General features: G+C 70.4%; 11 protein-coding genes. 8 read left to right on the top strand and 3 right to left on the bottom strand.

Annotated elements, in window-relative coordinates:
- The first annotated feature begins 59 nt into the window (after window positions 1-59).
- The 7 genes from MZTS_RS14145 to MZTS_RS14175 all read left to right on the top strand — a co-directional run bounded on the left by MZTS_RS14145 (window position 60) and on the right by MZTS_RS14175 (window position 5,378).
- The gene (locus MZTS_RS14145) at window positions 60-548 is read left to right on the top strand and encodes a hypothetical protein (protein WP_192284321.1); all 489 of its coding nucleotides are present in this window, start codon (window positions 60-62) and stop codon (window positions 546-548) included.
- A 355-nt stretch (window positions 549-903) separates the two neighbouring features.
- Window positions 904-1,200 (top strand): acyl carrier protein, encoded by a 297-nt coding sequence (locus MZTS_RS14150; RefSeq protein WP_192284322.1) that lies wholly within the window; start codon window positions 904-906, stop codon window positions 1,198-1,200.
- A gap of 28 nt (window positions 1,201-1,228) precedes the next feature.
- Window positions 1,229-1,693 (top strand): 3-hydroxyacyl-ACP dehydratase FabZ family protein, encoded by a 465-nt coding sequence (locus tag MZTS_RS14155; RefSeq protein WP_009861139.1) that lies wholly within the window; start codon window positions 1,229-1,231, stop codon window positions 1,691-1,693.
- Window positions 1,694-1,701: 8 nt separating this feature from the next.
- Window positions 1,702-2,835 carry a beta-ketoacyl-ACP synthase gene (locus MZTS_RS14160; protein WP_192284323.1) on the top strand — a complete coding sequence of 378 codons (1,134 nt, stop codon included), beginning with the start codon at window positions 1,702-1,704 and terminating at the stop codon, window positions 2,833-2,835.
- Window positions 2,836-3,010: 175 nt separating this feature from the next.
- Window positions 3,011-4,297: a beta-ketoacyl-ACP synthase gene (locus MZTS_RS14165; protein ID WP_192284324.1), complete on the top strand. Its 1,287-nt coding sequence runs from the start codon at window positions 3,011-3,013 to the stop codon at window positions 4,295-4,297.
- Window positions 4,294-5,079 carry an SDR family NAD(P)-dependent oxidoreductase gene (locus MZTS_RS14170; protein WP_192284325.1) on the top strand — a complete coding sequence of 262 codons (786 nt, stop codon included), beginning with the start codon at window positions 4,294-4,296 and terminating at the stop codon, window positions 5,077-5,079. Before MZTS_RS14165 ends, MZTS_RS14170 begins: the two co-directional genes overlap by 4 nt.
- 14 nt (window positions 5,080-5,093) lie before the next feature.
- On the top strand, window positions 5,094-5,378 hold the full coding sequence (locus MZTS_RS14175; RefSeq protein WP_192284326.1) for an SH3 domain-containing protein: 285 nt from the start codon (window positions 5,094-5,096) through the stop codon (window positions 5,376-5,378).
- Window positions 5,379-5,390: 12 nt separating this feature from the next.
- Here MZTS_RS14175 and MZTS_RS14180 read toward each other — a convergent pair whose 3' ends face one another.
- On the bottom strand, window positions 5,391-9,059 hold the full coding sequence (locus tag MZTS_RS14180) for a PAS domain-containing protein (RefSeq protein WP_246482115.1): 3,669 nt from the start codon (window positions 9,057-9,059) through the stop codon (window positions 5,391-5,393).
- A 292-nt stretch (window positions 9,060-9,351) separates the two neighbouring features.
- Here MZTS_RS14180 and MZTS_RS14185 point away from each other — a divergent pair, with 292 nt between their 5' ends.
- Window positions 9,352-10,374 carry a zinc-binding dehydrogenase gene (locus MZTS_RS14185; protein WP_192284327.1) on the top strand — a complete coding sequence of 341 codons (1,023 nt, stop codon included), beginning with the start codon at window positions 9,352-9,354 and terminating at the stop codon, window positions 10,372-10,374.
- Window positions 10,375-10,397: 23 nt separating this feature from the next.
- Here MZTS_RS14185 and MZTS_RS14190 read toward each other — a convergent pair whose 3' ends face one another.
- Together MZTS_RS14190 and MZTS_RS14195 are read right to left on the bottom strand one after the other, a co-directional pair.
- A complete protein-coding gene (locus MZTS_RS14190; RefSeq protein ID WP_009866080.1) occupies window positions 10,398-10,838 on the bottom strand; it encodes a cupin domain-containing protein in 441 nt (146 codons plus the stop codon).
- 78 nt (window positions 10,839-10,916) lie between these two features.
- On the bottom strand, window positions 10,917-11,571 hold a 655-nt coding region (locus tag MZTS_RS14195; RefSeq protein ID WP_192284328.1), incomplete at its 5' end, for a hypothetical protein.

The following is an 11,571-nucleotide window of genomic DNA, read 5'->3' on the forward strand; positions in this document are numbered from 1 at the left end:
CATGGAACGTTCCAGACCGATTCGCCGGCTGCGGCCCGCGAGCAAGGCAGGAGGCTTCCATGTTCCAGATCGGCTTCGACGACGACTTGCGCGACCGGTCGGAAGCGCCTGCGCCGTCTGCGGCGGCGGATCGTGACTGGCACATCCTCGACGAAGGCCTCGAACATCGGGCGAGCGGTTACTTCATCGCCCGCGAGGAGATCGCCCATCGCCGGAGCGACGGGCTCTGGACTTGGCCGATGCAGCTCGCGGAGAAGGCATGGTGCGCGCCTCTGGCCTTCCGGCGGGTCTTCATGGCCGCGCTCGACCGCTACGGGATCGCGCCGGATCGGGATCTCACTCGCTCCTTCGCCCTCGGTTTCGGCATCCAGGATGCGGGACAGCGGCACAACGATCACTTCGTGGCGCTGGGCGAGCTGGTGCGCCCGCGCATGCCGGAGCGCAAGCGGGCCTCGGCCGGCGAGGGGCGTCGCACGGGCCGCGAGCGTCCGCGTCAAGGCGCCGAGACCCGCCTTCCGGCGCTCGATCTGAGCCGCTCTGCCGGTTGAGGCGGGGAGGTTCGCGCCCACCGCAGGCGATGCGCCGGGTCGCCGTCTCGAACAATCCCGCCAGGGCCGAGCAGAGGCCGCTCATTGGCTCCGGCCGTCGTAGAGCGCGTTCTTCTCGCTCTTCCGATCCGCGCCGCGCCGCGGAGTTCCGGGCTGGGCAGTCGCTCCATCGGGCCCAACGCCCGAGGTTGCCCGCGCTCCACCGCTTCGTGTAAGGGGTCGCGATCTTTTCAGACAGCGCCATCGGGAATCGACGGCGAAGCGGAGCTGCGGACCGGCTCGGGCGCCATGGGGGCGTGCCGCGCGAGGGGGTCGGCGACGCCGGACACGAAATCGAGAAAGCGGCCAGCCTTCTATGTCGAACGAGACCGCCACCTTCGACCGCGTCGCGGACATCATCGCCGAGACGGCGGATATCCCGCGGGACAAGATCACGCCCGAGAGCCACGCCATCGACGATCTCGGCATCGATTCGCTCGCCTTCCTCGACATCGCCTTCGCCGTCGACAAGGCCTTCGGGATCAAGCTGCCGCTGGAGCGGTGGACCCAGGAGGTCAACGAGGGCAAGGTGCCGGCCGAGCAGTATTTCGTGCTGAAGAACCTCTGCGCGCGCATCGATACGCTGGTGGCCGAGAAGGCCGCCAAGGCCTGACGCGGACAATCGGAAAGCGCCTACCGCGATGCGGCTCGAATATTTCGAGATGATCGATTCCGTGGTGCGGCTCGACCGCGCCGCCGGCCGTATCGAGGCCCGGGCCCTGGTGCCCGAGGCGAGCCCGGTCTTCGAGGGGCATTTCCCCGGCCACCCGCTGGTGCCGGGCGTGCTCCTCACCGAGACCATGGCCCAGGCCTCCGGCTACCTCGTGCTCGCCCATCTCGATTTCGCGCAGATGCCCTTCCTCATGGCCGTCGACAAGGCGCGCTTCCGCTCCTTCGTCGGCCCCGGCGCCGCCCTCGACATCGCGGCGAGCCTCGAACATGACGGTTCGGGCTACGCGGTGACGAAGGCGTCCATCCGCCACGAGGGCAAGGCGCTCTGCGATGCGGAGCTCCGGTTCCGCACCATGCCGTTCCCCGCGGGTCTCGACGCTCCGATGCGCGAGCGCGCCCGCCGCATCGGCCTGCTCGACGCAGCGCACCCGTGAGCTACCCGATGAATCGCGACGTCGTCGTTACCGGCATCGGCCTCGTGTCCTGTGCGGGCGAGGGGATCGCGGCGCATCTGGCCGCCTTCGCCTCCGCCGAGCCGCCGCGTACGGATGCGGAGACCTTCGCCCCCTATCCGGTGCACCCGGTCGCCCCGCTCACCCTCGACACGCAGATCCCCAAGAAATCCGATCAGCGGCAGATGGAGCCGTGGCAGAGGCTCGGTGTCTACGCCGCCGGCCTCGCCCTCGACTCCGCCGGGGTGAAGGAGGATGCGGCGTTCAAGTCGGCGCTTCAGCTGATCGTGGCGGCGGGCGGCGGCGAGCGCGACGTCGCCGTCGACGGGGCGATCCTCACCGGTCTGCGCGAGGCCGCCGATCCCGGCGCCTTCCTCAACGAGCGGCTCCTGAACGACCTGCGGCCGACCCTGTTCCTGGCCCAGCTCTCGAACCTGCTCGCGGGCAATATCAGCATCGTCCACGGCGTCACCGGCGCCTCGCGCACCTTCATGGGCGAGGAATCCGCCGGGGTCGACGCCCTGCGCATCGGCCATGCCCGGATCGCCTCGGGCCAAGTCGAGGCCATGATGGTCGGCGGCTCCTACAGTGCCGAGCGGCCCGATGTGATGGTCATCCACGAAATGGGCGGCTTCCTTCTCAAGCCCACCTACCGGCCGGTGCTGGAGCGGGAGGACGAGGACGGCGGCGGCTTCGTCCTGGGAAGCGCGGCGGCGTTTCTGGTGCTGGAGGCGGCCGAACATGCCGCCGCCCGCGGCGCCAAGGCCCTGGCCCGGCTGCTTCCCGTCGCCAACGACCGGGTCGCCCGCGCGCCGGGCAGCGTGACGGAAAGCCTGACGCGGCTGATCGACGAGGCGGGCATCGAGCGGCCGGACGTGGTGCTCTCCGGCGCCACCGGACTGTCCGATCTCGCCCGAGAGGAGATCGCCGGCATCCAGGCCCGCCTGCCCGGCACGGGCATCCGCGCCACCGGCGACATGATCGGCCACCCGATGGAAGTGGCGGCCCCGTTCGGGGCGGCCCTCGCGGCGGCCCTCTGCGCGGTGGGCTCGGCCGGCGAGGTGGCGGTCACCTCCGTCGGCCACCGCCGCGGCGAGGGCGTGATCCGCGTCGTGAAGGCCTGAACCGACCCGGCGGCCCGGCCGGCGCTTCGCGGGCCTGCCGGAACAGACAGTGCGGAAGCAAGAGACGCATCCGTCGTCCCGCCGTCTTCGCCCGCCGGACGCCTCGGAAAGGCGGCTCGCGGCGGGTTCCGGATCGCCGGATGCGCATGCGGAAGAAAGGTGATCTAAGGCTCCGATGCCCGACTCCCGTTCCTCGTCCACCCACGATGCCCAAGGGCGCCCGCTCGTCGCGGTGACGGGCATCGGCATCGTCACCTCCCTCGGCCGCGGCGCGACCGAGAACTGGGACGCGCTGACCGCCGGTCGCTCCGGCATCCGCGCGATCAGCCGCTTCCCCACCGAGGGCCTGCGCACCCGGATCGCCGGCACCGTCGACTTCCTCGACACCGACCCGCTGGTGGCCCCGCTCCTGTCCGAGCGCTTCGCCCGGGTGGCGGCCGAGGAGGCGGTGGCGCAATCGGGCATCGGCGCCGGATTTCCGGGCGGCCTGTTCGTGGCGGTGCCCCCGGTCGAGATGGAATGGCCGCAGCGCCAAGCCCTGGCCGAGGCCGCCGGCGAAGCCGGCGAGGTGACCTACGCGACCCTGCAGCGGGCCGCGGCGAGCCGTCGCTTCGATCCCTGGCACGACCTGTTCATCTTCGGCACGGTGGCCGACCGTCTGGCCGACCGGTTCGGCACCCGCGGCTCGCCGATCTCGCTCTCGACCGCCTGCTCATCGGGGGCGACGGCGATCCAGCTCGGCGTCGAGGCGATCCGCCGGGGCGAGATGGAGGCCGCGCTCTGCATCGGCACCGACGGCTCGGTGAACCCCGAATCGCTGATCCGGTTCTCGCTGCTCTCGGCCCTGTCGACCCAGAACGACCCGCCGGAGGGCGCTTCGAAGCCGTTCTCCAAGAACCGCGACGGCTTCGTGATGGGCGAGGGCGCCGCCGCCCTGGTGCTGGAGAGCGCGGAAGCGGCACGGGCGCGGGGGGCGACGATCCTCGGCTACGTGCTCGGCTGCGGCGAGAAGGGGGACGGTTTCCACCGCACCCGCTCCAGCCCGGACGGCGCCCCGGTGATCGCGGCGATGCGCGCGGCGCTCGACGATGCCGGCCTCGGACCGGAGGCCATCGATCACGTCAACGCCCACGGCACCTCCACGCCGGAAAACGACAAGATGGAGGCGCTGGGCTGCTCGGCGGTGTTCGGTGAGCGGATCGGTCAGCTGCCGATCTCGTCCAACAAGTCGATGATCGGCCATACCCTCACGGCGGCGGGCGCCATCGAGGCGGTAATCTCGCTCCTGACCATCCGGCACGGGCGCATCCCGCCCACCATCAACTACGCCATGCCCGATCCGGCCCTGCTCCTCGACGTGGTGTCCAGCGTCCGCGACATGCGCGTCTCGCGGGTGCTGTCGAACTCCTTCGGCTTCGGCGGCCAGAACACCTGCCTCGTCCTCGGAGACGAGCCGGCATGAGCACCGAAGCGGGTACGGAGCTGAACACGGCGCGGAAATCCGTCCTCGTCGTCGGCGGCGCCTCGGGGCTCGGCGCGGCGACCGTGCGCGCCCTGGCGGCGGCGGGGTACGACGTCACCTTCACCTATCGCTCGTCGTCCGACCGGGCGGAGGCGCTGGCCGCCGAACTGACCGGCGCGCATGGGCAGGGCCGCTTCGCAGCCCGCCCCCTCGACCTGTCGGACCGGACGGCCCTGGACGCCTTCTGCGATGAGATCGAGGGCGAGGGCTTCTACGGCTACGTCCACAATGCCGGCCAATCGGCGGATGCGCTCGCGGCCATGCTCGACCAGGATCGGGCGGAAGCGGCGATGCAGGTGAACTTCTGGTCGCTGACCCGCCTCTCCAAGGCGCTGGTGCGCGGCATGATCCGGGCACGGGAAGGCCGCATCGTCGCCATCGGCTCGGTGGCCGCGCTCCAGGCCAATGCCGGCAACGCCGCCTACGCGGCGACCAAGGGCGCGCTGATCGCCTATTGCCGCACGCTGGCCATCGAATCGGCCAAGCGCGGCGTCACCGTCAACGTGATCGCCCCCGGCTTCATCGATACCGAGATGATGGCCCCCTATGCCAGCCACCGTGCGGGCATCGAGCGCCAGATCCCGCTCGGACGCTTCGCCGCCCCGCAGGAGGTCGCGGCCATGGCCGCCTTCCTGATGGGCGAGGGGGGCGCCTACATCACCGGCACGGTGCTGCCGGTCGATGGCGGTCTCACCGCGATGATGGGCATCCACCGCCCCTGACCCGGCCCGCGAAGATGTCGCCGACGCGCCCCATTCTGGTTCTCGTCCTGATGCTCGCGGCGGGACTGCCCGCGCGGGGCGCCGAGACGTTCCGGGTCGGAGGCCTGCCGCGAGACGACAGCCTGACGATCCGCGAGGCCCCGGATGCGGCGGCGCCGGCCCTCGGGCAGATTCCGGCCGGGCGCAGAGTGCTCGGCTTCGGCTGCACCACCGACACTCCGAGCGGGCTGACATGGTGCCGGGTGAAGTTCGAGCGCGTTCTCGGCTGGGCGCGGCGGCGCTATCTCTCTCCCGAGTGAGGGCGCAGCGGGCTACGGTGCCGGCCGCCGCAGCGTCTCCGCCAGGATGGTGATGACGCGCCGCAGCTCGACCGGCTTCTGCAGCCGCTCCACATCGGAGAATTCCGCCGGGATCACACCCTCGTCGTAGCCGGTGACGAACACGAACGGGATGCCGTTCTCCCGCAGCAGGCCGGCGAGGGTGAAGGATGGCCCGTCGCCGAGATTGATGTCGACCAGGGCCGCCGTCGGCCTGACCTCCGCGAGGGCCTCGCGGGCCGCCTCCTCGCTCGGACAGGGGCCGACGACCTCCGCACCGGCGCTCTGGAGGGCCCGCGCCGTATCGGTGGCGAGGTAGTAATCGTCCTCGACCACGAGGATGCGGTAGCCGCTCAGGTCTGCCTGGCTCGTCATGTCGAGCACTCCTCCACAGACGGTCGCGCGCTGCGGAGCATCCGTTCCCAGGATGCTGGCGCGGTCGCGCAGGGGAAATTCCAGATGGCAGCGGACCCCGTCCGGCCCGATCTCCCACCGGCCCGTCCCGCTCAGCTCGTAAGGCAGCCGGCCCTCGATCAGTTCGCGGCCGAAGCCGCGTCGGGTGACGGGGACCGGATCGGACCCGCTGCTCTCCGCCCAATCGAAGCCCAGCCACGTTTCGTCCCTCTTGGCGAAGGTCCCCCAGCGCACCCGGACACATCCCTCCGGCACGGACAATGCTCCGTATTTGAGGGCATTGGTCGCCAGTTCGTGGACGGCGAGAGTGAGGATCTCCGCGGCCTTGGGCGGCAGCTCGATCTCCGGGCCGGACAGGTCGTACTGGTCCTCGCGCAGGGCCTGGGCGCTGACCTCGTCGTGCACGATGGTGGCGACCTTCACCCCGGCCCCGGCGGAGCGGGTCAGGAGGGCCTGAACGCGGGCCAGCGTCAAAAGCCGCCCCCCGACGAGGGAGGCATATTCGGCCACGGTTTCCGCGCGCTCGCCGGTCCGGGCGACGATCGACCGGGTGACCGCCATGATGTTGCGCACCCGGTGCTGCAACTCGGCCAGCAACACGGCCTGGTGCTCGATCAGGAGCTTGGCCTCGGTGGTGTCGGAGGAGAGGCCGCCGATGCGGCGTACCCGGCCCTGCTCGTCGCGCAGGGGGAAGAGCGTGCTGCGGATCCAGCGGAAGGCGCCGTCATTGGGGCGCATGATGCGGAACTCGTTCACCAGGGATTCGCCGGCCACCGCCCGGGTCAGGCTGTGCAGGGTCCGCTCGCGATCCTCCGGCACCATGAGGGCGCCCCAATGCCGGACCTCGCGCCCAACGAGGGCGCCGGCCTCGACGCCGTAGACCGGCAGAAGCGCCGGACTGACATACTCCACCGACAGGGTCCCCGCATCGCGGATCCAGAGGACATCCGAGGAAGCCTCGGCAAATTGCCGGAACCGTTCCTCGCTCTCGCGCAGGCGCAGCTCCGCCCGCTTGCTGCGCAGGGCGTGCCAGATCGCCGGGACCAGCGCCTCGGCCGCGGCCAGATCCTCCGGCCGGTAGCCGCCTTCGCGGTTGCCGAGCCCGATCATGCCCCGGACGGTCCCACCCTGCTTCAGGGGGACGCCGAGGAAGGCGCGGAGGGGGAGGTCGGCCGGCATCGCTGCGCGGCCGTCGGATGGCGCTACGGGATCGTTGACGATGAAGCCGCGGCCGTCGCGCGACATGCGCCCGTAGAGGCCCTGGATGGCGCGGCCCGGCATCGATCCGCCCGTGCCGTCGCCAGGCAGGAGCCCGGCGAATTGCGCCCGGCTCCGGTCGCTGAAGAACAGGCTGCCGAGGCACCCGGTGGCCTCGTCGATCTCGCCCAGGAAACTGACGGCGCTGCCCGTCAGGTCCTCGGCGACCTCGAGGGAGATGCGCGCCAGTTCCTCCTCCGACGAGACTCCCAGGGTCTCGCCGAAGACGACGTTGATGGCCTGGAGAACGGCGTTGTTGCGCCTCAGGCGGTCCTCGGCATCGTGGCGCTCGGTAACGTCGATCGACACGCCGACGAAACGGTTCTCGCCCAGCGGCCGCCCGGAATTGCTGAGCCAGCGATACTGGCCGTCAGCGCGCAAGAGCCGGGCCTCGCTGGTGAAGGGGCGCCGCTGCTCGTAGGCGGCGTTGTAGGCGGCGAGATAACCCTCGGCATCGTCCGGATGCAGGAAGTTTGCCCAGCCCATCCCTCCGACGGCGTCGAGCCCGGCACCGAAGAAATCGAGGTAGTGATCGTTGGCGAAGATCACGCCGGTGGAATCGACGTCCCAGATCAGCACCGGAGCGGCATCGGCCATCGTCCGCAGCCGCATGTCGGCCTCGCGGGCCGCCCGCTCCGCCCGCGCCCGCTCCATCGCCGCCCAGATGCGCTCGGCCGTCTCGCCGACGAGGGCGGCTTCCGCCTCGGTCCAGGCGCGCGGCGCGCCGCACATGACGCTGAAGGCGCCGACCAGCTCGCCATGCTTGATCAGAGGCACGCCGATCCAGGCCACGAAATCGTTCGCGAGCAGCAGAACCCGCCCCGCCTCGGGTATCTGCGGGGCCGTGGAAACATCCGGGACGACGACCGAAAGCCCCATCTTGTAGAGCGGAACGAGGTAAGCGATGAACGAAAGCGGATAGGTCCCGACATAGGGACGAGCCGCGCTGCGAAGATGCTCGCGCTCGATCACCAGATACCCTTCCGTCTCGTAGATCGCGGCATAATGCGCGCGGTCGACGTCGAGGTGATCGCCGAGCAGCCGGCAGGCCACCGCCTGGATCTCGGTGGGATCGGCGAGGGCGCGCAGGGCGTCGCTCAGCCTGAGCAGGAAAGCTTGCTGCTCCTCGCGTGCGCGCAAGGCCTGCTCGGCCAGCTTGTATTCGTGGATGTCCTCGCTCGTACCGTACCAGCGGACGATGCGCCCATCCGGATCGCGGCGCGGATAGGCCCGCGAGCGCAGCCAGCGGTAGCTGCCGCTCTCCCGCATGCGAACGCGGTGTTGGACGTCGAACACTCTGCCGGTGCGGACACAATCCATCCAGGCCGCGAGCAAGGCGGCGGCGTCGTCCGGGTGCTGCACCGCCCCGCCACTCCTTCCGAGGCCGTCGACCCCGGTCCATTCGCGGAAGCGATGTGACGCGAAGTCGATCGTCCCGTCGGGCATGGCGGTCCAGGACACCTGGGGATTGAAGTCCACCGTGTGGCGAAGGTGCTCCTCGCTCTCGCGCAGGGCCTGCTCGGCCAGCACCCGCTCGGTGGTTTCCATACCGACGGTGTGAAGTCCGGCGATCGCCCCGGTCTCATCGCGAACGGGAATCCAGCTCCCGGTGAACCAGCCGATGGGCTGCTCCTGACGAGAAGGCAATTCGTAGAACTGATCGATGAATTCGATGGAACCTCCCGCAAAGGCCGCCTCGATCAGCGACTGCACATGCGGCTCGGGCCAGACCTCGGTGAAGGGTCGCCCGAGCGCCGCCGGATGCTTGGCTCCCAACACTTCGATATGGGCATCGTTGTAGATGAGATGAAGCAAGGGCCCCCAGGCGAGAACGCTGGGCAGACGCGAGCCGAGAGTCAGTTCCACGGCGGTCTTCAGACTCTGCGGCCACCTTTCCACCGCACCGAGCGGTGTCGCCGCCCAGTCGTGAGCCCGGACGCGCTCGACCATCTCGCCGCTGCCGAAAGGCCAGATCGCCGTTCCATCGTTCATTGCGAGCCCGAAGCACGCCCCATTAGGAATGTCACCCTCAGGTTCTGCAAATGTCTTGTTGCAAAATGAATTGCCCACCCCATGCAATTCCGCCCGCTTCGGTGAGAGCGAGTCGGCCGTCTCTAACGCCGAAGGGCCGAATCGGTTCGGGCGGATTGAGCCGGGCCCGATTTCGACCGATAAGCCCCGCTGCGCGATCCCTGCCGCTCCTCCCACCAGGGCGACGGAGAACGCCGAGCCATGGCACGACAGAGGGCGCCGGTTCCCTCGACCGCAGACGAGACCGACCCTGATGCAAGCCCTCCAGCTCTTCGGCGACCGCGACCTGCGCCTCTCCGAGGTCGAGCCGCCGCCCGCCCCGGGGCCGGGCGAGGTGCAGATCCGGGTGCGCGCGGTCGGGCTGAACTTCATCGACGTCTGGGGCTTTCGCGGCATGGCCTTCGCCAAGCGCAAGCTGCCGTTGACCGTCGGCGCGGAGGCGGCGGGCGAGATCGCGGCGGTCGGCGAGGGGGTCGAGGGCCTGTCCGTCGGCGATGCGGTGGTGCCCTACGGCGCGCTGACCTGCGGGCATTGCCGCGCCTGCCGCGAAGGCCGCGACAACCTCTGCGAAGACGTCTCGGGGGTGATGGGCTTCCATCTCGACGGATTCGCCCGCGAGCGCGTCAACATGCCGGCCCGGCTCGTGGTGAAGGTTCCCGCCGGGGTCGACCATGTCCAGGCCGCCTGCGCCGGGATCGCCTTCGGCACGGTGCAGCACATGCTGTTCGACAATGCGCGGCTCGAGCCGGGGGAATCGATCCTGGTCCATGCCGGCGGTTCCGGCATCGGCACGGCGGCGATCAAGATGGCCAAGGCCATCGGCTGCACCGTCTACACGACGGTGGGCGACGACGCGAAGGGCGAGAAGGCGCGGGCGCTCGGCGCCGACCACGTCGTCAATTACCGTGAGGAGCGGTTCGAGGGCGAGGTGCGCCGGCTGACCAAGCGCAAGGGCGTGGACGTGGTGTTCGAGCATGTCGGCGCCGAGACCTGGAACGGCTCGCTGCTCTGCCTCAAGCGCGGCGGCCGGCTCGTGACCTGTGGCTCGACCTCCGGCGTCTCGGCCCAGATGAACCTGATGCAGCTGTTCCAGCAGCAATACCGCATCACCGGCTCGTTCGGGTGCCGCATCGCCAACATGCGCGAGAGCCTCGACAAGATGGCCGCCGGCATCACCCCCGTGGTCGATACGGTGCTGCCGCTCGCCGATTTCGCGAAAGGGCTGGAACGCCTCGAATCGCGAAAGGTGTTCGGCAAGATCCTCGTCACGCTCTGACGCCGGGTCCCGCGCGCCGGCCCTCAGCGCCGGGGCGTCGGCCGCCAATCCGCCGGTGCCATCTCGAAGCCCGCGAAGTCGAAGCCGGGTGAGACGGTGCAGCCGACGAGCGTCCAGGCGCCGAGGCTGGTCGCCGTCTGCCAATGCCCCGCCGGCACCACGATCTGAGGGCGCTGGCCGCGCAGGAGGTCGGGGCCGAGATGGTGGGCCGAGGCGTCGTGGCCGTTGGGGCTCAGCGTGATCACCATCGGCGCGCCGGCATGCCAGTGCCAGATCTCGGCCGCGTCGACCCGGTGCCAGGCGGAGGTCTCCCCCACCCCCAGCAGGTAGTAGATCGCGGTGCCGACCGAGCGCCCGTCGACGGTGCGGGGATCGCGAAAGGTCTCGCGATAATGGCCCCCTTCCGGGTGGGGCTTCAGCCCGAGCGCGTCGATCACCTGCGCCGCCGTGAGGCTCTCCGTCATGTCTCCGGTCGTTCCCTCTTGCTGTTACAGACACCGACGCCCCGGCCGGGCCCGGCCGACTCTGTTCGAAAAAGCCCCTCAGGGAATCGCCCCCTGCGGCAACTGCACGCCAGGAGGCCGAGGCAGGTCGCCGGTCGCGGCGGGAGGCCGGGGTGCGGGCTTCGACCGGGTCGGCTTCGCACTCGCCTTCGCGGCGGCTTTCTCCGCCTTTTCCGCCTCCGCCGCGACCGCTTCGGGCGTGGGTGCCGTGCGGCGGGCTTTCGGCGGCGGCAAGAGCTTGGCCGAGGGCGCCGTGCCGCATTCGCGGAAGCGCAGCTCGGCCAGGGGCTCCCCGGTCTCGGCATGGATCGGCAGGCTGTCGGGCAGGGCGACGAGGTGGGCGTCCCACTGGATCTTACCGCCGATGGTCCCCTCCAGCGTCGCGGGGGAGCCGCCCCGGCGCAGGGACAGGAGATCCGGCCCGTAGACGGTGGCGACCTTGCCGCCGACCACGACCTGAAGCACCCGCGTGACGTCGGGGGTGAGCGGTCGCAGGGGGTTGTCGAGGGTGATGGCACCGCTGCGAGTCACCCACAGCTCCAGTGCCTTGGCACCGTCGTAGCGAACCGCCTGATCCGGCTCGCAGACGACCGGCGGCGCGGCGAAGCGCGTCACGGCGGGGGAAGGAGCCGAGGAGGGAGCCGGGGAAGGGAGAGCGGCGGGCGTGGGACCGGTAGCGGGAGGGGGCGCGGCC

Source organism: Methylorubrum zatmanii, assembly GCF_014845115.1.
GTDB classification, from domain to species: domain Bacteria; phylum Pseudomonadota; class Alphaproteobacteria; order Rhizobiales; family Beijerinckiaceae; genus Methylobacterium; species Methylobacterium zatmanii.

Excerpts from the sequence above, each read along its gene's own strand:
- MZTS_RS14145 (WP_192284321.1), top strand. The coding sequence starts at position 60 with ATGTTCCAGATCGGCTTCGACGACGACTTGCGCGACCGGTCGGAAGCG.
- MZTS_RS14150 (WP_192284322.1), top strand. The coding sequence starts at position 904 with ATGTCGAACGAGACCGCCACCTTCGACCGCGTCGCGGACATCATCGCC.
- MZTS_RS14155 (WP_009861139.1), top strand. The coding sequence starts at position 1,229 with ATGCGGCTCGAATATTTCGAGATGATCGATTCCGTGGTGCGGCTCGAC.
- MZTS_RS14160 (WP_192284323.1), top strand. The coding sequence starts at position 1,702 with ATGAATCGCGACGTCGTCGTTACCGGCATCGGCCTCGTGTCCTGTGCG.
- MZTS_RS14165 (WP_192284324.1), top strand. The coding sequence starts at position 3,011 with ATGCCCGACTCCCGTTCCTCGTCCACCCACGATGCCCAAGGGCGCCCG.
- MZTS_RS14170 (WP_192284325.1), top strand. The coding sequence starts at position 4,294 with ATGAGCACCGAAGCGGGTACGGAGCTGAACACGGCGCGGAAATCCGTC.
- MZTS_RS14175 (WP_192284326.1), top strand. The coding sequence starts at position 5,094 with ATGTCGCCGACGCGCCCCATTCTGGTTCTCGTCCTGATGCTCGCGGCG.
- MZTS_RS14180 (WP_246482115.1), bottom strand. The coding sequence starts at position 9,059 with ATGAACGATGGAACGGCGATCTGGCCTTTCGGCAGCGGCGAGATGGTC.
- MZTS_RS14185 (WP_192284327.1), top strand. The coding sequence starts at position 9,352 with ATGCAAGCCCTCCAGCTCTTCGGCGACCGCGACCTGCGCCTCTCCGAG.
- MZTS_RS14190 (WP_009866080.1), bottom strand. The coding sequence starts at position 10,838 with ATGACGGAGAGCCTCACGGCGGCGCAGGTGATCGACGCGCTCGGGCTG.